The following is a 24,792-nucleotide window of genomic DNA, read 5'->3' on the forward strand; positions in this document are numbered from 1 at the left end:
GCGCGTTACGGCGTTAAAATCGAACTCAAAGTGCTCACATACTTTGTGTATGCTCCGCTTTTTCGTTCTATTTTGCCTTGTACCGCATCTCTTGATCGATATCTTGAACAGGTTCTAAAATATTTTTTACAAGAAGTTAATCAGATATACTCTGTTTTCCTATTTCCCTACTGTTAACAGCAGTATAACCAATCATCAAATTTGGACTATGTGGGTTTTTCCACATTTTTAAGTAAAAAAGCATTTGTTTTGATTTGAATCAATTCGAAAACAGTTAACAATAACAGTTGATGCGATAGTTTGGGTTGATGTGGATTTGAAGTTGATAGCGTACTAGAATATGAATATGTCCTTCAAATTGGGAAGACCAACCTTTCTGATAGGTACGCTGATATGAAAAAGCTGATTGTAATAGCGGGCGTGATGTGGAGTATTCTGAGTATTGCTCAATCTTTTGCATCCGTACCGATTGTTTATTCCCGATGCGAGCGGGCGACCGGCACGTTTGATTTGACCGGCGAGGTTACCGTTAACGGTGAAAAACAGACGGTGACGCGCACATTGCGCGGGCTGGATATGTACGACGTTTTGCCGGATGTGACGAATTTCTTTACCGGATTTGCCGCGCCCTGTGATCTGGTTTTGCGTCAACCCGATGGCGCCGAGCAGATTATCTATAACTGTTCGTCAACTTCAACAAAGCAGAAGGCTTGTGCGGCGCTCGATCCTCAGGTTTCGTTTGACGGGAAGAAGATTGCTTTTTCCGTTTTTCGCGGAACGCTTGTTCAAAACAAGGCAAATTTTCACAGTCAGGTGCTGCATCCGGACGCCGCGCCCGAAAACCTTGGGTGGCGGGATCTGCCCAGTGTGCATTTGCAGACTACCGGTGCGCATCTGCATATCTTTAATACTGAGACGGGCGTCACTGATGCCATGCCGTTTGAGCATGGTGTGTTTGATTCCGGACCGACGTATATTGATCACGGCCGGTTGGCCTTTACCTCGACGCGCGATCAGCATATCTCTACGCTGGTTTTCAAAACGGTGACGAACAGGCCTGGAACGCGTATCTGGGCCGTTGACACCGATTGGTCAAATCTTGAGCTTGTCAGTCATCATTCGCTTTCTCAGGAGCAGCACCCGTTTACCTTGATGGATGGGCGTGTGGCGTATTCAAGCTGGCAGATTTTTGGCGGGCTGCCATTCAGGCACGATAATGGGAATCCGGGTAGCTTTACGACGATAGATAATCTGTTTCATGTTTATGCCCAGGCACCGGATGGCGCAGGTAATTTTCCACTTTACGGGCAACATAGTGGCGACCATAGAAATAGTTATTTTGGGGAGGATCATGTTGCAGCGCATTTTATGACGCAAATGTCGAACGGGCGAGTCTGTGTTTCAGATTATTACCGGGGGAACAATAACGGTGCGGGTGCGGTAATTTGTTTCACGCCCGAACCGAAAGGTATGGAAGGAAAAAGCCCTTACAAGGTTGCCGATACGGCTGACATTTATGTGCCGCATGACGCCATCAATGTCGCGGCCTGGGCGGTCAACAGCGATACAATTGCAAAACCGATTGAACCGCCGGCTTTGACAATTCCCGGCTATTCCGACCCGATGCTGTATACGGGTAAACTCAGTCACCCTGCCGCACTGCCCGATAACCGGCTGATGATGACCTGGTTTAAGGGGCTGTGCAGTACAATCATGGATAACCAGATTTTCAAGAAACTCGGCAGACCGACGCCGCCGTTGACTGGCGGCAGTGGCAGCGGTACGGGTATGAATCTGCTTACGCATCTGGATAAGGATATTCCGGGATGTGATGGCGGTATTTATCTGGCGACAAGCATTCCGTCGCGTCATCCATCCGATCTGCAAATGATTGTGGATTCGCCATCCTGGCATGAAATCATGGGCAGGGCGGTGGTGCCGTATACGGCGATTTACGGCATCGAAAGACCCGCAATAATACCGCGCGCAGATAAACGGGTTGAACGGCCGGAACTTCCGGCGGGCACACCTTTTGGTTTGCTCGGCGCGGCATCCATCACCGACCGTGAAACATTGCCCTATGGTGGAGTCCCGCAATTTGAGAGTCTGTATGCCTTTAATTTGCAAGGGACGGACACCATCGACTATACCGACGAAGAATTGTGCGGTGTGCGCATGATTGCGACTTACCCGAACCGGGGACAAAAAGTTCATGAACAGATTGCGAACATAACCGGTGAGCGCGTGGCTATTCTGGGAGAAGTGCCGGTTTTGCATTATGCGGCGGACGGAAGCCGTATCGTGGATCCCAGCGGTCATCCGGATACCAGTTTTTTACTGAGTTTCCCGGCCAATACACCTTACCTTATGCAGGGAATTGATTGCGATGGTCGTACCTTGAACACCGATCAATCGTGGCAGCATTTGAAGCCAGGCGAAGAAAAAACATGTGGCGGTTGTCATGTCCATGCCAGGCCGACCCGTATCCAGTTCGAAGATTCTTTTGCGGCGACTGCCGCTTATGAAATACCGCAACTTGGCCGCGGCCAGGTGTCGTTGCTTACTGGCAGGCAAGGAGATGCTGTAAATACGCGCAGTGTGCCGGGTTATGGCATGCAATTTGAATTCACCCGTGACATTAAACCGATTTTTGACCGGCGCTGTATTTCCTGTCATGGCGGCAATCAACCTGCTGCCGGACTGGCGCTGGATCGAACAAATGGGGAAAATAACACGCAGAATTCAACTTGGTGGTGTCTGGTCGTCGATAACCGGCAGACCTGCGCGCCTGCGGAAAAAAGGGTGTCCGGCATAAAAGGCGAGGCGCTCAGCAGGCCTTATTTATCCAAATATATCAAAGCATTTAATTCGCGTGGCAGCTTGTTGTACTGGAAAGCGGCCAATCAGCGCACGGATAATAGAACCGACGCGCTGTATCCAAACGATATCGATTTTGGCGCCGATCATCCGACTTCAATAACACCCGAAGAACTCGGTATATTATCGCGGTGGATCGATCTGGGCGTGCCGGGCGGCAAGCTGGAATTAAAGGATACCCAGAAACCGACATTGAATCTGGTGGCGAAGGTGAGTGACGACGGGATTACCGGGTTAAGAATAGGCGCTACGGATGTTGGCAGTGGCATCGACCCACGCAGCCTGACGCTGTGTATTCAGGACAAACAGCGAATATGCCAGAATATTCCACGCAAGACGGATGCGCACGAAATCGTTTCCATGACGCTGCGTCAGCCAATAACGGATATCAATACGGAAATTGAAGCCAGTGTGAAAGATCTGGCTGGTAATGTCACGCGCGTCAAATGGACGGCGGGATGGTTAATTGCAAACGGTAAGCGCGGTCCGGCTATGCAGTAAAATTTGGTACACAGAAGAGGAGATGCGGTCATGAAGAAAAACTTTCAAAAGGCGCTCAAGCTTGTTTTGGTTCATGAAGGTGGGTGGTCCGATCATCCAAAAGATCCGGGTGGTGCAACGATGAAGGGCATCACACTCGCCGTTTATTGTCGTCATTTTGGTGCTGATAAGGGAAAAAAAGATTTACGGAATATTTCCGATTCGGAACTTGAGTCGATTTATTTTTCGGATTACTGGAATAAATGTAAATGTGATCAATTACCGGCCGGTATCGATTACGCAGTATTTGACGCGGCAGTCAATTCCGGTCCGGGGCGCAGTGCGAAATGGCTTCAGGCTGCTGTTGGCGCCGGGCAGGATGGTGCGATTGGCGATAAAACGCTTGCTAAAGTCAAAGACCAGGACGCGGTCCAGGTGACCAATGATATGTGTGACCGTCGTTTGAGTTTCCTCCGGAGTCTGTCGACCTGGGCGGATTTTGGCAGAGGTTGGCAGCGCCGTGTCGAAGGCGTACGCGCAGCCGCAGTTGCCATGGCGGGTGGCAGTCCGGTTATGGAGAGTACGCTGCCTGCTGATTACCGGGTTGCTAAAAAAGGTTCGACCGGATTATGGGTACGAAAACTGCAGGAAGCATTGCAAATAGAAGTCAATGGGAAATTTGGTCCTGAAACCGAAAAGGCGCTGATAGACTGGCAACAGAAAAACGGGTTGGAACCGGATGGCATAGCCGGGCGGAATACCTATCGTGCGCTGGGTTTGATTGCATGAACCCGTGTGGGTTATCCGGCGTTGCCGGAGAACCGGTCTGTTGCCGGGTTATTGCAGCAATTCCAATGGGTCGGCATAAAGCAGGTTTAGCGCATGTGCGACGGCGGGGTGGGTAAGCTGGCCTTCATAGACGTTCAGGCCGGCGCGCAAGTGTGCATCGTCAACAAGCGCTTTTTTGAGGCCTTTATCAGCGATTGCCAGAACAAATGGGAGGGTGACGTTATTTAACGCAAAAGTCGACGTGCGTGCAACCGCGCCGGGCATGTTCGGAACACAGTAATGCACGACATCTTCCAGAACAAAGGTGGGCTTGGCGAGAGAAGTGGGTCTGGATGTGGCGAAACAACCGCCCTGATCGACGGCAACATCGACCAGAACCGATCCCCGGTTCATTTTTTTGACGAGATCGTGACTGACGAGTCGGGGTGTCGCTGCACCGGGAACCAGTACCGCACCAATGACCAGATCGGCGACGACGATTTGTTCTTCAATGGCGTCGACCGTGGAGAATATCGTATTAATGCGGGAACCATACTGAAAGTCCAGTTGTTGCAGACGGTATATCGATTTGTCAATGATGGTGACATGCGCTTCCATACCCATGGCAACGCGTGCTGCATTGGTGCCGACTACACCGCCGCCAAGGATGACCACTTTTGCTGAGGGTACGCCGGATACACCGCCCAGCAACATGCCGCGTCCGCCCTGATCCATTTCAAGCGCATGCGCACCGGCCTGTACGGCCATGCGCCCGGCTACTTCGCTCATTGGAGCGAGCAGCGGCAGGCCGCCATATTGGTCGGTGACGGTTTCATAGGCGATGGCGATGCAGCCGGACTCAAGCAGTCCTTCAGTCTGTGCCGGATCTGGTGCCAGATGCAGGTACGTAAACAATATTTGGTCTGGACGCAAGAACCCGAGTTCTGTCGGTTGTGGTTCCTTAACTTTGACGATTAATTCAGCGCGAGCATAAATTTCTTCGGCGGATTCGACAATTTCTGCGCCTGCCGCCCGATACCGGTTGTCATCGAAATCGATCGCCAATCCGGCGTTTTGTTGCACCAAAACGTGATGACCATGAACAACCAGTTCACGTACTGAGGTCGGGGTAAGCCCTACACGATTTTCATGGATTTTGATTTCTTTCGGTACGCCAATTTGCATCGTTTTCTCCAGTAAAAAGAAATTTAGGGTTCGGTGTGATTAAAAACACTGTGTCAATTTATGCTATGGCGTATCGTTTCAATTAATGATTTTTGATAATGTTTTTCGCTTTACGAATCGTTTTAAATACGCTATTTCTCTACTCTCCCCTCGGCAGCCATACGCATTTTATGTTTATGGCTGTTTTTTTAATTATTTTACGCTGATTTCATTTATAAACGGCTAAATGATGCCGCCATTTGCGCCAATATCCTGACCTGTTATCCATTGAGCTTCGTCACTTACCAGAAACAGGACAATTTGGGCGATATCATTGACTTCCCCTATGCGTCCCAAGGAAGACATGGCGGCCATACGTTGAATATCTTCCTCAGTTTTTCCGGCTCTGAATAATTCAGTATAAACTGGGCCAGGTGAAACAGTATTAACGGTGATGCCTCTATCGCCGATTTCACGTGCAAAGATGCGTGTGAGCTGTTCCACTGCGCCTTTTGTGGCGGCATAAATGCCGTATTTAGGCAGCATCAGACGGGTTACTGTGCTCGAAATGTTCACGATGCGGCCATTGTCGGCCAGACGTTCAGCAGCTTCGCGCAAAGTATAAAAAATGCTTTTCTGATTGATGTTGAGAATTTGATCAAATTCTTCATCCGAAACTTCTGCAATTTTCTTGAAAATAAGAATCCCCGCATTATTGACAAGAATATCGATGCGTCCAAAATGTTCAATTGCCGCATCAAACAGCCGTCTGACATCGGCTGAATTGCTGACATCAGCCTGTATTGCTACGCATTTGCCGCCGGCTTCAGTTATCGCTGCACAGACTTCATTTGCAGCGTGCTGGTTCCGAACATAATTGACAATAACTCGCGCACCCGCTTTAGCCAGTGCCCGCGCAATTTCGGCGCCAATTCCACGCGATGCGCCGGTAACAATAGCGACTTTTTCATGTAGATTTGTCATCTTGATTTGACTGTTTTATTGGATAATGATTCAGCGCATGTTTCATAACATGTCATATATGACTTAACGTTCCCTGTTGTATTGCCTGATTGTCATCGGTGGCTTTTTTGAACAATTTGAAAAAATTAGCGGTTGTTGCTGCTGCAATCTCTTCCAGATTTGTTGCACGTAATCGGGCGATCTCTTCTGCAACATGTTTCACAAATGCAGGCTGGTTCAGTTTGCCGCGATAGGGTACAGGTGCCAGATAAGGTGAGTCGGTTTCAATCAGTATTCTATCCAATGGCGTTTTCCTGGCGACTTCTTTTAATGCCACAGCATTCTTGAATGTGACAATGCCGGAAAATGAAATATAAAAATTCATTTCAATTGCCTGCTGCGCGACTTCCCAGCTTTCAGTAAAACAATGCATGACGCCGCCCACTTGTTCCGCACCTTCTTCGCGCATAATACGCAATGTGTCGTTTGCAGCGGAACGGGTATGAATAATCAGTGGCTTGTTGCATTTACGGGCGGCGCGGATATGCTCGCGGAAACGTGCGCGTTGCCACTCAAGATCGCCCTGCAAGCGATAATAATCCAGGCCGGTTTCACCAATTGCGATGACTTTTGGGTGGTCGGCGAGTTGCGCGAGTTGACCGGCGGTCGGCTCTTGCTGGTTTTCATAATCGGGATGGACGCCAACCGAGGCAAACAGATTGTTGTGCGTTTCTGCAAGCGCCAGAACACGGGGATAATCAGTCAGATTGACACTGACGCATAAGGCATGAGTAACTTGGTTTTCTTCCATTTTGCGCAGTAATTCATCGAGATTGTCGGCAAGGTCGGGAAAATCCAGGTGGCAATGTGAATCAACAAACATTTTTTGTATTAAATCAAACAATAAATTAAAAGATTAATGCTTGCCGCGTATGGCGACAGCCCAGCAGTTCGGTGTTTCGAATAAGCGTACCTGTTCAAGCTGAAGGTGGTTGCCATAGGTATCCTGATAGGCTTCATCCAGAATGCCGAATGCAATCACAGCAAGATTTTCAGCAGTAGGCTGCACATCCAGAACAACTGTTTTATGATCTTTTAGTGATTGCAGAAATTCCATCACCGGTGTATCTCCGGAATAAACGAGAAACGCATGATCCCATTTGTCGATTAAGGCCCTTTTGGCAACCCGTTTGACTTCAGAAAAATCCATCACCATGCCTTGTTGTGCAACACCGTTCTCAGCGATAATATGACCTGACAACGTAATTTCGATTGCATAACGGTGTCCATGCAGATGGCGGCATTGACTATCATGCGTTGATATCCGATGGCCGGCATCAAATTCCAGCCTGCGTGTAATTAACATACGAGCAATTTTAATATACAGATTATTTTGGCAGGATTGTACCATTGCAGCAAGCTTCCAACCTATTGAATACCTCAGATCACAGCCGTGACACTATCGGTTTGACTTATGTTTATCCGGTTGTTTCCCGGCGCGCGGGCGGTGTATCCGTCGGCATCAATCTAAACCCGAATAATGCCTGCAACTGGCGGTGCATTTATTGCCAGGTGCCTGATCTTAAACGTGGCGCCGCACCGCCGATCATTCTGGAAAAACTGGAATTCGAGTTGCGTGGTTTTTTGCATGAATTGGTCAATGGTAATTTCATGCAGGAACAGGTGCCGCCTGAAGCGCGGTCTATTAAAGATATTGCGTTGTCGGGAAACGGTGAGCCGACCAGTGCAAAAGCGTTTGAACAGGTTATCGATCTGATCGGGTGTGTCAAAAAGGATTTTTTGCTGCCAAAAGATTTAAAGCTGGTTTTAATTACCAATGGCAGTTTGTTAAACCGGCCTAATGTGTTGGCCGGTCTTCAACGTATGGCGCAGATGAATGGTGAAATCTGGTTCAAGCTTGACAGTGCAACACGTGAGGGGCGATTGCGTATCAACAATACGCGCATGAGCCTGAAACAATTACGTGAAAATATAAATCTATCCGCATCTGTCTGTCCGACATGGTTGCAAACTTGTGTGTTTAGCCTGAACCACCAGCCTCCTGCAGAGAAGGAGACAAGCGCCTATCTTGAGTTTGTTGACAGTCTGCTGAACGATGGAGTGCCTTTGCAAGGTGTGCTGGTCTATGGGATTGCGCGGCCTTCATTGCAACCTGAATCGCAATTTTTGTCACGGGTTGATAAAGACTGGTTTGAACTGTTTTGTGACAGAATCAGGAAGCTTGGCTTGGAGGTCAAGCCGAATTATTAAAAAAACTGTTCTGCAGATGCTGTAATGCATCTATCTTCAGATTCTTTTATACGCTTTTTAGTTGTATTTTTACAACAATCAGTGTGCGTTAATATAATTTCATAATATCAGCAAGTTAGCTGATTTGTACGAACCGGTTGTAAAGAGTCATCCGCAACGAAATTGTATGTGATGATAAAAAAGTCAATCAATTCAAGGTATTTGGGTCAAACTTCGGGTAAAATCCGATCTTACATAAAAGCTGAAAAGAGTCATTATTAAATCAATTAACACCAAAATTCATATTGCGTGGTTGATTTAGTTTAAAAATGTATGTCAAGCGGTATCCTGCATGCAACGATTACAGTAATCAGTGTTGATTGATGATCAAATAGATACTTTTACAACAGGAGTCCTTTCTCAAATGAATTCGCTAATCCGTTTAGCTTTTTTACCGACAGCTTCAACAACCAGTTTGATCGCGAAAGTAACCAAATGGTCGATGATACTTTGCCTGTGTTTGGCAGGTATGACCGGTCTGGTTTTTCAAGCGCATGCTACGAATCAGGACGCCGGATCAGGTCAGGCGGCCGGAAGCGGTAAATACGATTTTTCAAAAGTTCCTCCAGTAACACCTATGCCCAGGCCGGGATTGTTTGCGGCGCCACCCTCTGGCCCTGGGTATTATTCCGTATGGGATCTGATAACCGGGAACAAACGCGAAAATCGTCCGGCAAGACCTTACGCTCCTTTTGCACTCATGCCGACATCAGCCTTCGATGTTGATTTCCGATACCTGGAAAATCCGGAACATGAGAAAGATATTTTCGATCCGGTAAAGCGCATTCATATGGGCAGTGACTGGTTGCTTTCATTTGGTGGAAGCTTCTGGTACCGCTATGTCCATGAAACGGATAGCCGTTTGAATGCGGCGGGCACTAATAACGATTTCCATTTGCTGAGAACGCGTGTTCACGCGGATTTATGGTATCAGGATCGCATCCGGTTGTTTGCTGAGTTCCTGGATGCACGCTCATTTGGTTCTGAATTGACTCCGCTCGGCATTGAAAGAAATCACACTGATATGTTGAATCTGTTTACTGATATCAAACTGGCGGATGTAAACGGTCCGGTTTATTTCAGAGCAGGCCGCCAGGAGCTGTTATATGGTTCGCAAAGATTGATTTCAACGCTTGATTGGGCTAATACGCGGCGCACGTTCCAGGGTGGTAAGATCTTCTGGCGTAACGAGAAATTCGATTTGGATGCGTTCTGGGTGCGGCCGATGAAAACAGAAAAGGGCGAGTTTGACAACTGGGATACACAACAAAATTTCTGGGGGCTTTGGGGCAGCATCAAACCGATGCCTAATCATTTGATTGATCTTTATTACCTGGGGCTGGATAACCAGAATAATGTTTCACCTGCAAATGTTGCTATCGGTAATATTATGGGCGGCAATTTCTCGATTCATACCTGGGGCGGCCGTCTGATAGGTAATTTTGACCGGATTCTCTACGAACTCGAAGGGATGTATCAATGGGGTGAGAGATCAAATCTCGACGTATCCGCTTTTTCGGTTGCAACAGGCGTTGGTTATCGCATGCCTTTACCTATGAATCCACATGTCTGGATACGGTATGACTTTGCTTCCGGTGATGCCAATCCGAATGATGGCAGAAGCAATACTTTCAGTCATCTTTTCCCGTTTGGCCATTACTACTTGGGTTTTATGGATCAGGTTGGTCGTCAGAATATTCATGATTTTAATGCGCAATTCACAATGAATCCAGTTCCATGGTTTACATTTATTTCGCAATATCACCGCTACTATCTGGCAAATCAACGTGACTTTCTCTACAATGCAGGCGGGGTAGCGTTGATCAGAGATTCATCCGGACAATCAGGGAGTCATGTTGGTGATGAAATTGATTTCCGTGCAAATATTCATGTCAGCCGTCATCAGGATGTATTGGTTGGCTACTCAAAATTGTTCAGCGGGGATTTTTTGCAAGCGCAAAGACCGGGCGTAAATTCTGATTTATTCTACATTCAGTATAATTTCAGATTCTAAATAGCTTTCGTAGGTTGCTTTAGTTCGATCAGAATAAAACGGCAATCCTTTCAGTGCTTCTGTATTGTAGTTATACTAGAGCAGTACTGTACAGGGATTGCCGTTTTTATCTGTTTTATCCTATTATCCATTAATTGAAGCGTGTTTCAAACGCCTGATATACCGTTGAAATAGGTTGGGAATTAACTTTGAGTCAATGGCTACATCGATTTGCAGTGGATGGCGTCATAAGGTGTGCCTTGAAAAAGCCATCGGGTTTTTGCGTGCTTTTTCAAATTCCGCTTGAAGTGGGTTATTTTATTTCACCGCGCACAACTTTTTCGGCTTATTCTGATCTTATGTCTAAGGTTTGCGTTGCGGATCAGAATGAAGGGATGAATACGCTGGGTGCCCGTTTTGGTTATGTTTTTTGAGAGAGAGTATTATGCAATCAGTTAAACGGTTAGCAATCGGAGCGGTTGTACTATGGCTGTCGGCATGTGCCAGCACGGGGCCCGTGTTATACCCAAATACACATTACCAGTCGGTAGGCCGGGAAGTTGCTGAACATGACATCGTGTATTGTAGGCAGTTAGCTGAATCAGCCGGAGCCCATGAGAACAGAAGTGGCGGCGCGGCTGGCGATGTGGCGGCAAATACGGTTATGGGCGCCGGTGTCGGTGCTGCAAGCGGTGCCGTGGGCGGTGCGATATCCGGTTCGGTCGGTAGAGGTTCTTTGATCGGCGCAGCCAGTGGCGCTGTCTGGGGATTGTTCAGAGGTATTTTCACTGCTACAAGACCCTCTCAGCCTAACCATGCCTATGCCAACTTCGTCAATCGATGCCTGCAGGAAAAGGGTTATGAAATTACCGGGTGGCAATAAGAATCAGATTGAAATAGTACTAATTTGCCAACGGTTGAAATAAATCCGACAAATCTTCTGCGGTCAATTGCAAGGCTTGCTCTTTCTTGCCGCCCTGATATACGCTTTCAGCCAGTATACGCTTTCTTTCTTGCAGAGCCAGAATTTTTTCTTCAACGGTATCTTCCGTTATCAGTTTGTACACAAAAACCTTTTTGTCCTGACCGATCCGGTGTGCGCGGTCGGCCGCCTGATTTTCTACCGCCGGATTCCACCAGGGATCGTAAATGATAACCGTGTCGGCCTCGGTCAGATTCAGACCGACACCGCCTGCTTTCAAACTGATCAGAAAGACGTCGACATGGCCGTCCTTGAACAGCGCTATGGCTTCGTCGCGCTGCCGTGTTTGTCCGGTGAGTTTGCTGTAATCGATTGACCGTGCTTTTAGTTCGGTTTCGATCAACCCCAGCATGCGGGTAAATTGTGAGAACACCAGAATGCGCCGTCCTTCTTCCAGCAACTCGGGTAGCATTTCCATTAACAAGTTCAGCTTGGCGGACTGTTTTAATTTTTGCGCTTCTTTCAGATTCAACGTTCTGGGATCGCAGCAGGTTTGACGCAGTTTCAGCAGCGCATCGAGAATGGTGATATGACTGCGTGACAAGCCTTTTTCGGCGATTGCGTCACGCACTCTTTTTTCCATGCTGACCCGGATGCTTTCATACAGTGCGGCCTGCTTTTCATAGAGTGGGACCGAGCGGATAATTTCTGTTTTTTCCGGCAACTCATCAGCAACATCGCGCTTGGTGCGGCGCAACATAAAAGGCTCCAGTCGCCTGGACAACCGTTCTTTTTTTTCGGTATTGCCGTACATCTCAATCGGGGTGCGATAGTTTTTTTTGAATGAAGCCTGGTCGCCCAGAAAATCCGGCATGAGAAAATCATACTGTGCCCAGAGCTCACCCAGATGATTTTCCATCGGTGTGCCGGTCAGGCATAAGCGGTGCTGTGCATCGATACGGCGTGCCACACGTGCGGCCAGGGCTTTGGGGTTCTTAATCACCTGCGCTTCGTCCAGGATCAGATAATAATACGTATTGGCCAGCAGGTCTTGTTCGTCTCTGTGTAATAACGGATATGTGGTCAGAACCAGATCGTGTTGCATAATTTCATTAAACCGCTGCTTGCGGTCATTGCCTTGAAGAATCAGCACGCTTAAACCCGGTGTGAAACGGTTTGCTTCGCGCCGCCAGTTGCTCATCAAACTGGTCGGTGCGACGATCAGGCAGGGTTTGTCCATACGCCCGGATTCCTTTTCGAGCAGCAAATGTGCCAGCGTTTGGACGGTTTTTCCAAGGCCCATATCATCGGCCAGAATGCCGCCGAAACGGTATTCGCGTAGAAATTGCAGCCAGTTCAGGCCTTTTTGTTGATATTCGCGTAATTGGGCTTGCAGAGCGGTGGGTGGTGGGATGTTGCTGATGCCTTTGAAATTGCGAATCTTTTTTCCGGTTTCTATTAGTTCCTGTCCACCTTTAATACTGAATAAGCCGTAATTATGCTGTTCCAGATCAGCCAGCGCAGCGGCATTGTAGCGTGAAATCCTGGCATTGCCGTTGTCATCAAAACGTACACTGTCGAAGAGTTCGTACAGAATGTCAAGAAAGGGTTTCAACTGGTTGGCTGCGATATTGACATACTGGTGCTGCCCCAGGGGGATACTCAGCATTTCCGGCAGATTGTTGCGCTCATACTGTTCGATTACCGGCGTGATCAGCGGCATGAGCGGCAGCGATTGATTGTTGATGGTGATGTTGAAGTACATTTTGAACCAATCGTTATCGCTTTGTTCAATTTCGGCATCCCAATTTGCCGGTTGCTGGAATTGCAGCAGAAAGCTTTCGTCTGTGTCGGCTATCCATCCCTGCTGCAACAGTTCCGGCAGTTTGTCGTCGATAAAGCGCGCCCAGCGTGCGGCACTGTCCATAACGGTATTTTTGGCCGGACTGTAAAAAAACAATTCCTGTTTCTGATCTTGCGCTAATTCGAGCGGCCGAAAACCAAATTCGTGTAACGCCTGTATAGCGCTATCTTCACGCGTTTGATCCCGTTTTATTCTGAAAAGCCCATTCTTTGTTTTAATGACACTCACTGGTTTGGCGTGCAGTGCTGAAAGGGTATGGTCGCCATAATCAAAACGCAGCTTAAGTAAATGGATATAACTGTCATCAAGCTGCTGTCCCAGCAATTGTAATCGTGGTCGCGGCGACAATCCATTCAGTTCGGTCACTTGAACAGGTTTGGGGGGTGGTAGCGGAATGTCCGGATGGTCAATAACCAGGCGCTGGCTGAAATCTTCGACATATTCAATTGGCAGCGGTGGGGCGGACAAAATCCGCTGATATTGCCTATGCGTCAAATTAGCGCAATCTACAATGCCCAGGGTTGAATTTTGTTCGTCCAAATATAACGGCGGTTCGGTAGGCAATAACATTGCGTTGTTGGTTACGGCTGCATTGAGTCTATAGGCGCCATCCTTTTGTGTAACCCAGGATAATTCCAGTGTTCTGGGTTCGCCTTCGCTCAGTGGCGGAGCGAATTGATGCGAATTCCAGAACAGGCGGCCGCATTGCAATGCCTTGCTTAAAACCAGATGCCCCAAGGCGCCCATGATCAAAGCAGTATTACCGTAATTTTCTTCCAGTCCAGAAACAAGGCGGAAAAGTTCGAGGTCTTCAGGCGTTTTAAAATTATTTGTGAAATAACCGTAGCGTATATTGGACAGAGGAATGTTTCGGCCAACGGCCAATCCACCCTGTTTCTTCTCCCGTGTGCTAAACAGAGATAACAGAAATTTTCCGTCTGTGTCGCGTTTGCGGAGTATATAGGCAACAAAATCACGTGTGGTGTCCAGTTGTTTGCCGGTTTCGTTCAGACTCGATAACCAATTGATATATGCCGTTCCGGGGCTGACTTGGTGTTGAGAATTATTCTGTTGTATATTGCCCGCTTTATAAGCAAGATATGCGGCAACGACATGTTTGCAGTTATAACCGACCGGACAACTGCATCGGCCGTTAATGTTCGGATAATGCCCTCTTTTTGCGATAGCAATAGTCTGGTGATACTGTTGATCGTTACTGCCTTTAACGCGTGCGCCGAGAATTATCGTATTTGCGGTCTCCGCAGTCGCTTCGAACCAGATAACCCTGTTTTGATGAAAATAATGTTTTCCCTTCAAATAGGTTGTCTGGCCAAAAACATCTTGGATGTTCAATGCTGGAATGGTACTAAAATTTTTCAAATCTCAATTAGCGTCTTGACTGTTATTAACGTATCAAAGTCTGTGGTGTGCAAGTTAACGGAACATGGTACGGCGCGTGCCTTAAGGATTTTTTCCCGGAATGAAGGGCTTTAGACTTTACGAAAGCAGGTAGATTATACGTTGAATTAAGCATTTTTGGCTAAGAAATGGTTAGGAAGCCAATTGAACATCCCCAATGATAGGCAATTTTATGGCCAACGGATCCGGATTGACGCCGAAAGTCAGTCCCAGAAAATTCAATTCAAAGCCTTCAACATTGCTGATCACAAAACCCAATAAACCAAAAATTGAGAACTGTAGTCCGCTTCCACTGGGTGCGGTTGCAATCAGACGATAACCCAAATAGTCTTTCCCAATTGCAGTTGCAGGCAGGTTAAGCTCCAGTTCGGGAACCGAGCGTGAAATCCAGGCCGTAAAGGTATTGGAGTTTGGGCCTGGCCACAGGGTGTAATGTTTGGTATAGGGATAACGCTCAACGGCTTGATCTATGCGCTCAATCAATTCATCGACGCCTTCGCCGCGTTTGTCGGCGAGAATTTCGGGCATGTTGCCAAACCAGCGGCGGTCCGGGATCTGATCATAAATTGCCAGTACGGGTAATTGCCTGCGCTGACGCCAGCCAAGCACTTCGTAAATGGTATAGGATTGTGCATTGGTTGGTTTCACCGCAATCCAGGTGTGGATTCCAAAATAACCGCGCCAGCTGTAAGCGCGTGCACCGTATATCTGTACAACTGCTTCAGGCGTTACTGCCGGATCGGGTGCGATACCCACAGAAGCGCGGCTTGCCGTGCGCCAGTTTCCCTCTGTGCTGGAAGGAAGAATGATAAAAAAAGCAAAGCTGGCTAAAATGAAAACGGGGAGCAAACGTTGGGAGAATAAAAATTGCATTGAATTTGGAGTAGACTTTATGCAAAAGAGTTCGGTTACAGATAAATTACAGGCGCTCCGTTATGTTTTCTTCAAGTTTGGCAGTCAATACAATTGAAACAGCGAACAGATCCTGTGCGAGATAATGCTGCGCTACATTTTATATGAAAACGACAGTTGATAGGGCCAACAGTGATAGTGGAAAATCACTACCCGCGTTATTCATACTCCGATAATGCAATGACTGCATGCCTGTGAACGACATGCGCCTGGTACGGGTGTGTTGTTTTGGTGTACTGTGCCTGAATTTTTTTCACGTAGTTTTTCGTTTCTGAATAAGGTGGAATACCTTGATGTCTTTCGACTGCACCTTCCCCGGCATTATACGCCGCAACAGCAAGTGCTACATCGCCTTTGAAAAAAGCAAGCAGCCAACGCAGATAAGCCATCCCGCCCTTTATGTTCTCTTTTGCATCAAAAGTATTTTTCACCTGAAAACGCTCAGCGGTTTCCGGGATGAGTTGCATCAATCCCTGCGCGTTTTTGTGAGAGACTGCATTTGCATTAAATGCTGATTCAACGGTTATGATTGCCATGACCAGATTTGGATCCAGATGATACTGAGGTGCGAGTTCCTGAACGAGATCGAAATAGGGCTTGTCAGAATAGTCTGTTGTTGCACCGTTTCCAGCGAATGACTTTAGGCATTCCAGCGGTACCGGTTCAGAGGAAGCGCCCAGGTATCGGATCATGTTGTTGGCATGAGCATGTCCTTGTTCAGCCGCCATATTGAAAAGCTGTGCGGCTATATTGTCGTTTCTTGGAACACCCCGCCCATTTGCATACATCCAACCCAGTGCAAACTGGGCTTCATCATAACCCATGGCGACAGCTTCGCAATACAACTCTACTGCACGGCTGTAGTTTCTTGGAATACCCTCGGCATGTTCATGCTGTTTTGCCATTGCAACAAGTATTCTGGCCTGATCTTTCCAGTCCTCGGATTGCTGGTTTTCAAATTCTTGTGAAAAACGACTTGCATTTACAGTGCTCCATACTATGAAGCCGAGGATCAATAGAGTAAAACGAATCAATCTATTTAAGTTCATGTTTTTTTCAGTGCTTTTTGTTGCAGTAGAATTAAATTGAAATTTTTAAAGTCAATATTTGTTCGCAAATTCTTGCTCGTGGCCTGTATCTGGTCATTTGCGCATCGGTCTAGTGTAATTTTATACAAGCAATATTCGTTCCAGGATAAAAAAACACTTTTTTTACAAAGGTCTATGGTTTATGTAAAAAAAAGAAAACGTGTGAGTGTAAAAAATATCGACAAATATTTTGATAGCTTTATGAGGTTTTATCGTATCTGCAAGCAGAGTTGCACATAATTCGTGACAGTACTTTTCCATGCGCTCACTGATATAAACGTTCTCGTTTAATTATAACAAGGGCGCTGGCGAAATATCTGTATTTGTTGTCTAGTAGTATGGTAAGTAACTAATTTAGTTGATTCTCTGGCCGGTGTGGTTGTGATTGGAAATGAGGGCAAAAGGATTGTGTTTTTCAGCTTGACGGTAGGTGGGTTTAGTCAAATAATTTGCTAAATTCTTTTAAAGGTGCTCATGATGACGTGCTGGCAAAGTTGTTATTTTAGATATTCCATGCTGGCTTTTGTTGGCATGAGTTGCCCTGCTTTTGCCTTGGGTGGTGTGGACTTTCTTCCTGAAGAGTATCAACAAAAAATTGATACGGCAGTAATACGCAATGCAGTTGACAGACCAGCGCTCTTGTCTACGATCGCATGGATAAAGCAATTAGCGCTTAGCACACGGTCATCAACAGTGCTCGCAGAGCTTGCGCGTCTTAAATTTGCGAATGCTGAGGTTGAGACTGAAAAAAGCACGCGTATTGAACTATACAAGGAATGTATTGTTACTGCCGACATGGCGCTTGCAATTAATAAAGATGAAGTCCGTGCGCTATACTGGAAAGCGGTTGCTATGGGGAAATCGAGTGAAGAAAGCGGTATTGTCAATGCCTTAAGAATGACGCGTCCAATGGAGCAGTTGTTTTTGCGTGTTATTGAACTTGATGAGCACTACGATAATGCAGGCGCACACAAGGCGCTTGGCAGAATGTATTATAAATTGCCCGGTTTTCCGATCAGTTTCGGCAATAAAGAAAAGGCTTTGTTCCATCTCAAAAGAGCGCATACCTTATTTCCAAATGACATTATTACACGTGCCTTTTATGCTGAAGTGCTCCTGGATATGGGAAGAGTGCAAGAAGCGCGTAAACATGCGGAGTTTATTCTCGGTTTTCCGGTAGAAGTGGAAAACAGTCTCAGATACAGTAGATTTATAGAAATTGCCCGGGGTGTTGCCAGAAAAACGAAGACATAAAAACGATGGAGATTTTGAACAACCACTGCTTACGTTTCACTGTTGAACCTAGAATCCTCAGTTGAACGTACTCGAGTGTTTGGTTTTTAGATCGGCTGGCAAGGCGTGAAGAGGCGCATGGTCACGCCATGCAACGATGAGAAACGCTGCTAGACGATCTGAAAACCATATAATCGGGCACGTAGCGATTTCACCTATCTGGTGAGTAAAGCTAACAGTATAAAGCCAATATACACGGGGCATTTAAAGTATTGAATAGCGATCAACCGAGTTGAAAATTGCCTAATATAAAAGGAGAACAGGGTCTACGTTTTTTGATCTTCGACAAACTCATGCGATAAGTTGTATGATGGCATTCGTTTATCAGAGTAAATTTGAGTAGCCGGTCAATATCGGCGTGCTAATTCTTTGTTGAACCGGATAGCCTGGGTACGAACGGCATCTGTCACAATTTGGTGAAGGCTATTTTTTGGAACTAGAGTTATGGGTCACGAAATACCGTCCAATCATTTTAATCTTGAAGACCTGAAGCTGTTTAATGAGCGGTTGCAGCAGGAAACCGAGATAATTAATCAATGGTTTACAGAGAAGCGGTTTACCTGTGAGCAGCGGATGTTCGGTTACGAACTTGAGGCTTGGTTGGTTGACGCAGATTATCGGCCATCACCCGTAAATGAACAGTTTCTGAAAATGCTCAATCACCCTTTGGTTGTTCCTGAGCTGGCCAGTTTTAACATCGAATTAAACAGTTTGCCACAACTTCTGAGCGGACATGTTTTTAGTGACATGCAGCAGAATCTGAACCAGATATACAACCTGTGCCGTCAGCAAGCACAGTTGCTAGACTCGGATATGGTGGCTATCGGTATTTTGCCGACAGTTCAAAAAGCGGACCTTTCGCTTAAGAATATGTCAAATTCACCGCGGTATAGGGCATTGAATGAACAGGTGTTGCGGCTAAGGCAAGGCCGACCTTTGCAAATTAATATCAAAGGCGGCGAGCATCTGCGAACACAACATGATGATGTCATGCTTGAAGCGGCTGCAACTTCATTTCAGTTGCATTTGCAGGTCCCGATGAGTTTGTCGACGCGTTACTACAATGCAGCGATGATTTTGTCTGGTGCAATGGTTGCTGCAACTGGTAATGCACCGTTTTTGTTCGGCAAGCATTTGTGGGAAGAAACCCGAATACCGCTGTTTGAACAGGCGGTATCCGTTGGTGGAAAAAGAATCGATGTTGAGGGTGATTTGAAGCGTGTATTCTTTGGTACTGGATATGCGAAGGATTCACTAATGGAGTGCTTTCAGGAAAACCTGGATCATTTTCCGGTGATTCTTCCGGTTTTATTCGAAGATTCGCCTGACAAGTTGGCGCATTTGCGCTTACATAACGGTACGATCTGGCGTTGGAATCGCCCATTGGTGGGTTTTGATGAACAGGGTGAACCGCATTTGCGCGTTGAGAATCGGGTAATCTCTGCTGGCCCCAGTGTTGTTGATATTGTGGCCAATGCGGCCTTGTTTGCTGGTGCTGTCAAGAGTTTGATTGAAATGGAACGGCCGCCTGAATTTGATTTGACATTTAATCATGCACGGCATAATTTTTATCAGGCTGCTCGCCTGGGACTGGCGGCAGAATTATATTGGCTGGATGATAAAACGATCAATGCGAAACAACATATTCTGCAGCATTTGATTCCATTGGCGCGTTCAGGTCTCGAGCAACTGGAAGTCAGCAGCCGGGATATTCAATTTTACCTGGATATCATCGAGCAGCGCATTAAAAGCGGGCAGACCGGAACCAATTGGCAGCAGCGTTATGCCGCAAGCCACAACTATGACATGCAGGCATTGACTGCCGCGTATGCAAAGTTGCAGCAAAGCGGCAAGCCGGTACATGAGTGGCCGGTTTAGCTGCACTGAGCCGGAAAATGTTTAACCCGTTTTTCAATATCTTTTCGTTCTGGAAAAGCTGGCGCTAATTTTATAGTGATGTCGGGCGGCTGAATCGTATTGATGGAATCCATTAGAATTAAATAGTTGTGAGAAAGTATAATCTATTGAATGAACAAGAAAAATCGATGTTGACAATTCGACAGGGTATTCCCGAAGGCTTGCTCGATCTGCAATCTCATGAGTTATATAAGAAACTGAGTGGGCCAACATTATTTCAGTTGCCTGGCCGCCGCAACCCTCCACTATTTATTTCGGTCTTGTTGCATGGTAATGAGCCTGCCGGTTGGGATGCGATACGCCATGTTCTCTACCATTGTCAGAGCAGGGAATTTCCACGGTCAATATCACTTTTTGTGGGAAATGTCGAGGCGGCGCGGTTTCGTCAGAGGCATCTGGAAGGGCAGCCTGATTTCAATCGCATCTGGCCTGGGTGTGTTGTTGAGGATGCGCCTGAGTATATGATGGCCAAGCAGATCTATGATGAAATGGCGGCTAACAAATTGTTCGCCAGTATTGATGTGCACAACAATACTGGCTTTAACCCGCATTATGCCTGTGTAAACAGGCTGGAAGCGCCTTATTTACAGTTGGCAACGTTATTTGACCGCACAGTTATTTTCTTTAAACGCCCCAAAGGCGTGCAGTCGCTGGCATTTTCAAATCTGGCGCCGTCAGTTACGTTGGAATGCGGTCAACCCGACAATCCTCGGGGTGTAGCACATGCTATTGAATATCTGACGGCTTGTCTGAATCTGGCAGAAATTCCGACACATGCCGTTGCAAAAAATGATATTGAATTATTTCATACCGTTGCTGTTGTTCGCATAGCACCGGGTGTTGAAGTCGGATTCCAGGGGGAGGATCTGGATTTGCGTTTGATCGAAAATATCGATCATTTGAATTTTCGTGAGTTGCCGTTTAATACTTTGATAGGCTGGCAAAAGAATCAGCAGGAGCTTGTCTTGAGAACGGCCGATGAACAGGATCAGGAAGTATCCGATCATTATTTTCATCTGGATGGCAATGCACTTAGAATCAGCCGTCCGGTCATGCCGTCCATGTTAACGCGTAATATACAGGTTATCCATCAAGATTGTCTGTGTTATCTGATGGAACGTCTGGCGTTGCCGGATTCGGTTGCAAGCTCCTGTGAATAGCATGCTGAAGCGTGATCTGGACCAGCAAATACAGTCCGTTTTTTGAGTTTAGAGTTGTTGCATTTTTAGTGTTCGGAACCGTTTTTTGTCGGACGTGAATTTTTCTTTCAATGTATTGATACGATCATGATTTCTTTGTAATTCATTTTCCAATTGCTCAGCATCGCGTTTAACCGGAACCATGTCCTGCTGTATCGTAGCTAAAGTAGGATTGCCTGTTTTTTCCGCTTCGACGGCTTGTTGCTGCAGGGTTTGCAACCGGCTTCTTGCAATTTCCAGACGTTTTTCTATGCCTGCAATAGTGAGTTCGATAGGATGTATGTTTCGTTCCATTACCCAGTCAATTTCTTTTTCGCTGGTATATGTGCTGAGCAATACCTGGTCACGTCTTTTTTCTTCTTTCTGCACCCGTTCATCGGCTTTTTTCTGTGCGGGATCAATATCTTCTTTCGCTTTCTGTTGAACAACATTTGTGCGGATAACAACACCGCGTTTATTCATTTCAATAGTTGCCTGATCTATGCATTCGGACGGCATGATATTGGTGTAATAATGCGACCTGCCTTCATTATCCACGCACTTGTTCAGTGATGCCAGGACGGGTTGTGTGAAAATAAAATGGGTTGCAAGCAGTACAAACCAGCGCATAACAATCTCCTGTCGTTTTCGTTGAAATACTGTAATGCATGAACGGCAAGCTGGAGAATGAATTTAATAGACGGTATAGCATGAATCAAATCACGCCATATTGCTGCCGATATTTCGCAACGGCTTGAAGATGGTGCGACAGTTCTGAGCGGGTTTGGAGATAATCAATTAAGTCATTTAAATTGATGATACTGATAACAGGAATGCCATGGATATTATTTACTTCCTGTACGGCGGAAAGTGTTCCAGTGCCTCTTTCCATTCGATCCAGTGCTATCACTACACCACTGGGTGTTGCATTGGCGGTTGTGATGAGTTCAACTGATTCGCGCACTGATGTGCCGGCCGAGATGACATCGTCGACGATTAAAACACGGCCTGCCAGCGGTGCGCCGACTGCTATGCCGCCTTCACCGTGATCCTTGATTTCCTTGCGGTTAAAGCAGAAGGGATAGTTATGACCCAATTCTGCAAGCGCAATGGCAATCGAACTGACGAGTGGAATGCCCTTGTAAGCCGGCCCAAACAGCATGTCAAACGGAATTTCAGCAGCGAGTATAGCTTTCGCGTAAAATTGCCCCAGTCGGCGCAATGAATCACCATCATTGAACAATCCGGCATTAAAAAAGTAAGGCGACATACGTCCGGCTTTGGTTTTAAATTCACCAAAACATAGCACCTTGCGGTCAATTGCAAACTCGATAAATGCTTGCCTAAAATCTGACATAACTGAATTTAATTATAAAAGATGCAAATTATAACGCTGAATGTCAATGGCGTGCGTGCTGCCGCCAGAAAAGGATTTTTTCAATGGCTGTCGCAGCAAGCTGCGGACATCGTTTGCATACAGGAACTCAAAGCGCAATTGCCCGATTTGAGCGATGAAATGCGCGCACCGGAAGGATATTACGGTTACTTTCATTGTGCCGAGAAAAAAGGTTATAGTGGTGTGGGAATCTATTGCCGTAATGAGCCGGATAATCTCATTGAAGGTATTGGTATTGATGAAATTGACCAGGAAGGCCGTTTTCTTCAGGCTGATTTTGGCAATTTGAGTGTGATATCGCTTTATCTGCCATCTGGTTCGAGTGGCGATCACAGACAGGCATCCAAATTCTTTTTTCTGGACCGGTTTTACCCGTTTCTGCAGGAATTGATTGCCAGTGGCCGCGATATAATTGTGTGCGGTGACTGGAATATTGCCCATAAGGAAATTGATTTGAAGAACTGGCGCGCCAATCAGAAGCATTCCGGTTTTCTGCCCGAAGAACGCGAGTGGTTGACGCGTGTTTTTGATGAAATCGGCTATATCGATGTCTTTCGACAGCTCAATTCCGAGCCGGATCAGTATACCTGGTGGTCAAATCGTGGCCAGGCTTGGGCCAAGAATGTTGGCTGGCGTATCGACTATCAAATCGCTACACCCGAAATTGCTGATAAAGCTACTGGCGCCTTGATTTACAAGGAGTCACGTTTTTCAGATCATGCGCCATTGATTATTCATTACGATGAACATTGATGAAATTTAAATCGGCTTCAAGTTGGTTCAATACACTGAGTATATACACGCACCCGCGTGTATTGGGGATGCTATCGCTGGGTTTCTCGGCCGGACTGCCATTGTTGCTCATACTGGGCACGTTGTCATTCTGGTTGCGCGAAGCGGGTATTGACCGCACGACCATTGGGCATTTGAGCTGGATCGGACTGGCGTATAGTTTCAAATGGTTATGGTCGCCGTTGGTTGATCGCATGCCGTTACCCGTATTGACGCAACTGCTAGGACGGCGGCGCGCCTGGCTGTTGCTTTCACAGATTATCATAGCGGTGGCTCTGGTTGGCATGGCCATGACCGATCCCGTTGTCAGTCTGTCGCATATGGTGTTTTTTGCACTTGCCGTTGCGTTTGCTTCGGCAACACAGGATATCGCACTCGATGCTTATCGTATCGAAGCGGTTGCGCTGGAATTGCAAGGTGCGATGGCAGCGACATACCAGGCGGGGTACCGGGTAGCCATGATCCTGGCTTCGGCAGGAGTCCTGTGGATTGCCGCTGCGGTAGACTCCTCTGCAGCAACTTATGATTATATGCCCTGGCGGTTCGCCTATCTGGTGATGGCGGGCTGCATGAGTGTCGGCATTATCACAACATTGATTATTCGAGAACCGAACGTGCCTTTGAGTACGCTGCTGTCAGAGAATGAAAAATATGCGCTACAAATAATTGCCAAATGGCATTTGAGCGTCCGCCTGGAAAACATGTTGGTATGGCTGTACGGTGCACTGATTGCGCCTTTCAGGGATTTCATTGTGCGTCACGGTAAGGAAGCATTGGTCATCCTCGCACTGATTGCGCTCTACCGTATTTCCGATGTGGTGATGGGCGTGATGAGTAATCCGTTTTATGTCGATATGGGTTACACCAAGGACGAGGTGGCCGCTGTTTCGAAAGTATACGGCGTGCTGATGACTATCCTGGGCGCTGCAATTGGCGGATTACTGATTGTACGAATCGGGATCATGCGCACCCTGTTTATTGGCGCCGTGCTGTCGGCGGCAACCAATCTGTTGTTTGTGTGGCTGGCTGGACGCGGCCATGATGTCAGTGGTCTGGTGTTTACCATTTCTGCCGATAACCTGTCAGCCGGTATCGCATCCAGCGCATTTATCGCTTACCTTTCCGGTCTGACCAATACCGCCTATTCGGCGACGCAATATGCATTGTTCAGTTCGGTCATGCTGCTTTTGCCGAAGTTTGTTGCAGGTTTCAGCGGCCAGTTTGTCGATGCGTATGGCTATGAGAGCTTTTTTATCGCCACGGCATTACTTGGCGTGCCGGTGTTGGTACTTGTCAGGCTGGCGGGCAAGGCGAGATTTGAAGAACCTGCTAACAAACAACCAGTATCTGCTAATCCCCCTGATCCCAAGACACATACCTGAAATTTAAATTCTTAAGCTTAAAAAGCTGGTTTTTGCTCGCCTGCTCAGGGCGCTGTTCCTAATGGTCCCATCGT

Annotated in this window: 19 protein-coding genes; 10 read left to right on the top strand and 9 right to left on the bottom strand. The window is 46.9% G+C overall.

Annotation, left to right across the window (positions count from 1 at the left end):
• Nucleotides 1-393: 393 nt before the first annotated feature.
• Together MRK00_09825 and MRK00_09830 are read left to right on the top strand one after the other, a co-directional pair.
• On the top strand, nt 394-3,378 hold the full coding sequence (locus tag MRK00_09825; protein ID MDR4517665.1) for a hypothetical protein: 2,985 nt from the start codon (nt 394-396) through the stop codon (nt 3,376-3,378).
• A gap of 30 nt (nt 3,379-3,408) precedes the next feature.
• Nucleotides 3,409-4,146, top strand: coding sequence for a peptidoglycan-binding protein (locus MRK00_09830; GenBank protein MDR4517666.1), 738 nt, complete (start codon nt 3,409-3,411; stop codon nt 4,144-4,146).
• Nucleotides 4,147-4,194: 48 nt separating this feature from the next.
• Here the strand turns inward: MRK00_09830 and ald are convergent, their stop codons facing one another.
• The 4 genes from ald to queD all read right to left on the bottom strand — a co-directional run bounded on the left by ald (nt 4,195) and on the right by queD (nt 7,618).
• Nucleotides 4,195-5,310 (bottom strand): alanine dehydrogenase, encoded by a 1,116-nt coding sequence (gene ald, locus MRK00_09835; GenBank protein ID MDR4517667.1) that lies wholly within the window; start codon nt 5,308-5,310, stop codon nt 4,195-4,197.
• A 222-nt stretch (nt 5,311-5,532) separates the two neighbouring features.
• Complete coding sequence (locus MRK00_09840) at nt 5,533-6,273, bottom strand: SDR family oxidoreductase (GenBank protein MDR4517668.1); 741 nt, start codon at nt 6,271-6,273, stop codon at nt 5,533-5,535.
• A 52-nt stretch (nt 6,274-6,325) separates the two neighbouring features.
• The gene (locus MRK00_09845; GenBank protein MDR4517669.1) at nt 6,326-7,135 is read right to left on the bottom strand and encodes a TatD family hydrolase; all 810 of its coding nucleotides are present in this window, start codon (nt 7,133-7,135) and stop codon (nt 6,326-6,328) included.
• A gap of 33 nt (nt 7,136-7,168) precedes the next feature.
• Nucleotides 7,169-7,618, bottom strand: coding sequence for a 6-carboxytetrahydropterin synthase QueD (queD, locus tag MRK00_09850; protein ID MDR4517670.1), 450 nt, complete (start codon nt 7,616-7,618; stop codon nt 7,169-7,171).
• 44 nt (nt 7,619-7,662) lie between these two features.
• On the opposite strand from queD, the gene MRK00_09855 reads away from it, so the two are divergent.
• The 3 genes from MRK00_09855 to MRK00_09865 all read left to right on the top strand — a co-directional run bounded on the left by MRK00_09855 (nt 7,663) and on the right by MRK00_09865 (nt 11,438).
• A complete protein-coding gene (locus tag MRK00_09855) occupies nt 7,663-8,523 on the top strand; it encodes a radical SAM protein (GenBank protein MDR4517671.1) in 861 nt (286 codons plus the stop codon).
• 403 nt (nt 8,524-8,926) lie between these two features.
• Nucleotides 8,927-10,576: an alginate export family protein gene (locus MRK00_09860; GenBank protein MDR4517672.1), complete on the top strand. Its 1,650-nt coding sequence runs from the start codon at nt 8,927-8,929 to the stop codon at nt 10,574-10,576.
• Nucleotides 10,577-11,000: 424 nt separating this feature from the next.
• The gene (locus MRK00_09865) at nt 11,001-11,438 is read left to right on the top strand and encodes a hypothetical protein (protein MDR4517673.1); all 438 of its coding nucleotides are present in this window, start codon (nt 11,001-11,003) and stop codon (nt 11,436-11,438) included.
• A 19-nt stretch (nt 11,439-11,457) separates the two neighbouring features.
• On the opposite strand, the gene MRK00_09870 is transcribed toward MRK00_09865, so the two are convergent.
• The 3 genes from MRK00_09870 to MRK00_09880 form a co-directional block, all read right to left on the bottom strand.
• On the bottom strand, nt 11,458-14,721 hold the full coding sequence (locus tag MRK00_09870) for a DEAD/DEAH box helicase (protein ID MDR4517674.1): 3,264 nt from the start codon (nt 14,719-14,721) through the stop codon (nt 11,458-11,460).
• A gap of 171 nt (nt 14,722-14,892) precedes the next feature.
• Nucleotides 14,893-15,633 carry a DUF3750 domain-containing protein gene (locus MRK00_09875; protein MDR4517675.1) on the bottom strand — a complete coding sequence of 247 codons (741 nt, stop codon included), beginning with the start codon at nt 15,631-15,633 and terminating at the stop codon, nt 14,893-14,895.
• Nucleotides 15,634-15,830: 197 nt separating this feature from the next.
• On the bottom strand, nt 15,831-16,721 hold the full coding sequence (locus MRK00_09880; protein ID MDR4517676.1) for a transglycosylase SLT domain-containing protein: 891 nt from the start codon (nt 16,719-16,721) through the stop codon (nt 15,831-15,833).
• Nucleotides 16,722-17,273: 552 nt separating this feature from the next.
• Here MRK00_09880 and MRK00_09885 point away from each other — a divergent pair.
• From MRK00_09885 to MRK00_09895, 3 genes are all read left to right on the top strand, one after another.
• Nucleotides 17,274-18,014, top strand: a complete 741-nt coding sequence (locus MRK00_09885; protein MDR4517677.1) for a TRAP transporter TatT component family protein — start codon at nt 17,274-17,276, stop codon at nt 18,012-18,014.
• Between the two features lie 483 nt (nt 18,015-18,497).
• Entirely contained in the window at nt 18,498-19,931 is a 1,434-nt protein-coding gene (locus tag MRK00_09890; GenBank protein MDR4517678.1) for a glutamate--cysteine ligase, read from the top strand.
• A gap of 167 nt (nt 19,932-20,098) precedes the next feature.
• The gene (locus tag MRK00_09895) at nt 20,099-21,130 is read left to right on the top strand and encodes a M14 family metallopeptidase (GenBank protein ID MDR4517679.1); all 1,032 of its coding nucleotides are present in this window, start codon (nt 20,099-20,101) and stop codon (nt 21,128-21,130) included.
• 48 nt (nt 21,131-21,178) lie between these two features.
• Here MRK00_09895 and MRK00_09900 read toward each other — a convergent pair whose 3' ends face one another.
• Entirely contained in the window at nt 21,179-21,778 is a 600-nt protein-coding gene (locus tag MRK00_09900; GenBank protein ID MDR4517680.1) for a hypothetical protein, read from the bottom strand.
• 85 nt (nt 21,779-21,863) lie between these two features.
• Nucleotides 21,864-22,505, bottom strand: coding sequence for an orotate phosphoribosyltransferase (gene pyrE, locus MRK00_09905; GenBank protein ID MDR4517681.1), 642 nt, complete (start codon nt 22,503-22,505; stop codon nt 21,864-21,866).
• A 21-nt stretch (nt 22,506-22,526) separates the two neighbouring features.
• On the opposite strand from pyrE, the gene MRK00_09910 reads away from it, so the two are divergent.
• Nucleotides 22,527-23,297: an exodeoxyribonuclease III gene (locus tag MRK00_09910; protein MDR4517682.1), complete on the top strand. Its 771-nt coding sequence runs from the start codon at nt 22,527-22,529 to the stop codon at nt 23,295-23,297.
• On the top strand, nt 23,297-24,718 hold the full coding sequence (locus tag MRK00_09915) for an MFS transporter (GenBank protein ID MDR4517683.1): 1,422 nt from the start codon (nt 23,297-23,299) through the stop codon (nt 24,716-24,718). The genes MRK00_09910 and MRK00_09915 overlap by 1 nt, the downstream gene beginning before the upstream one ends.
• The last annotated feature ends 74 nt before the right edge of the window (nt 24,719-24,792 follow it).

The sequence above is a fragment of the Nitrosomonas sp. genome (assembly GCA_031316255.1).
Lineage (GTDB): Bacteria > Pseudomonadota > Gammaproteobacteria > Burkholderiales > Nitrosomonadaceae > Nitrosomonas.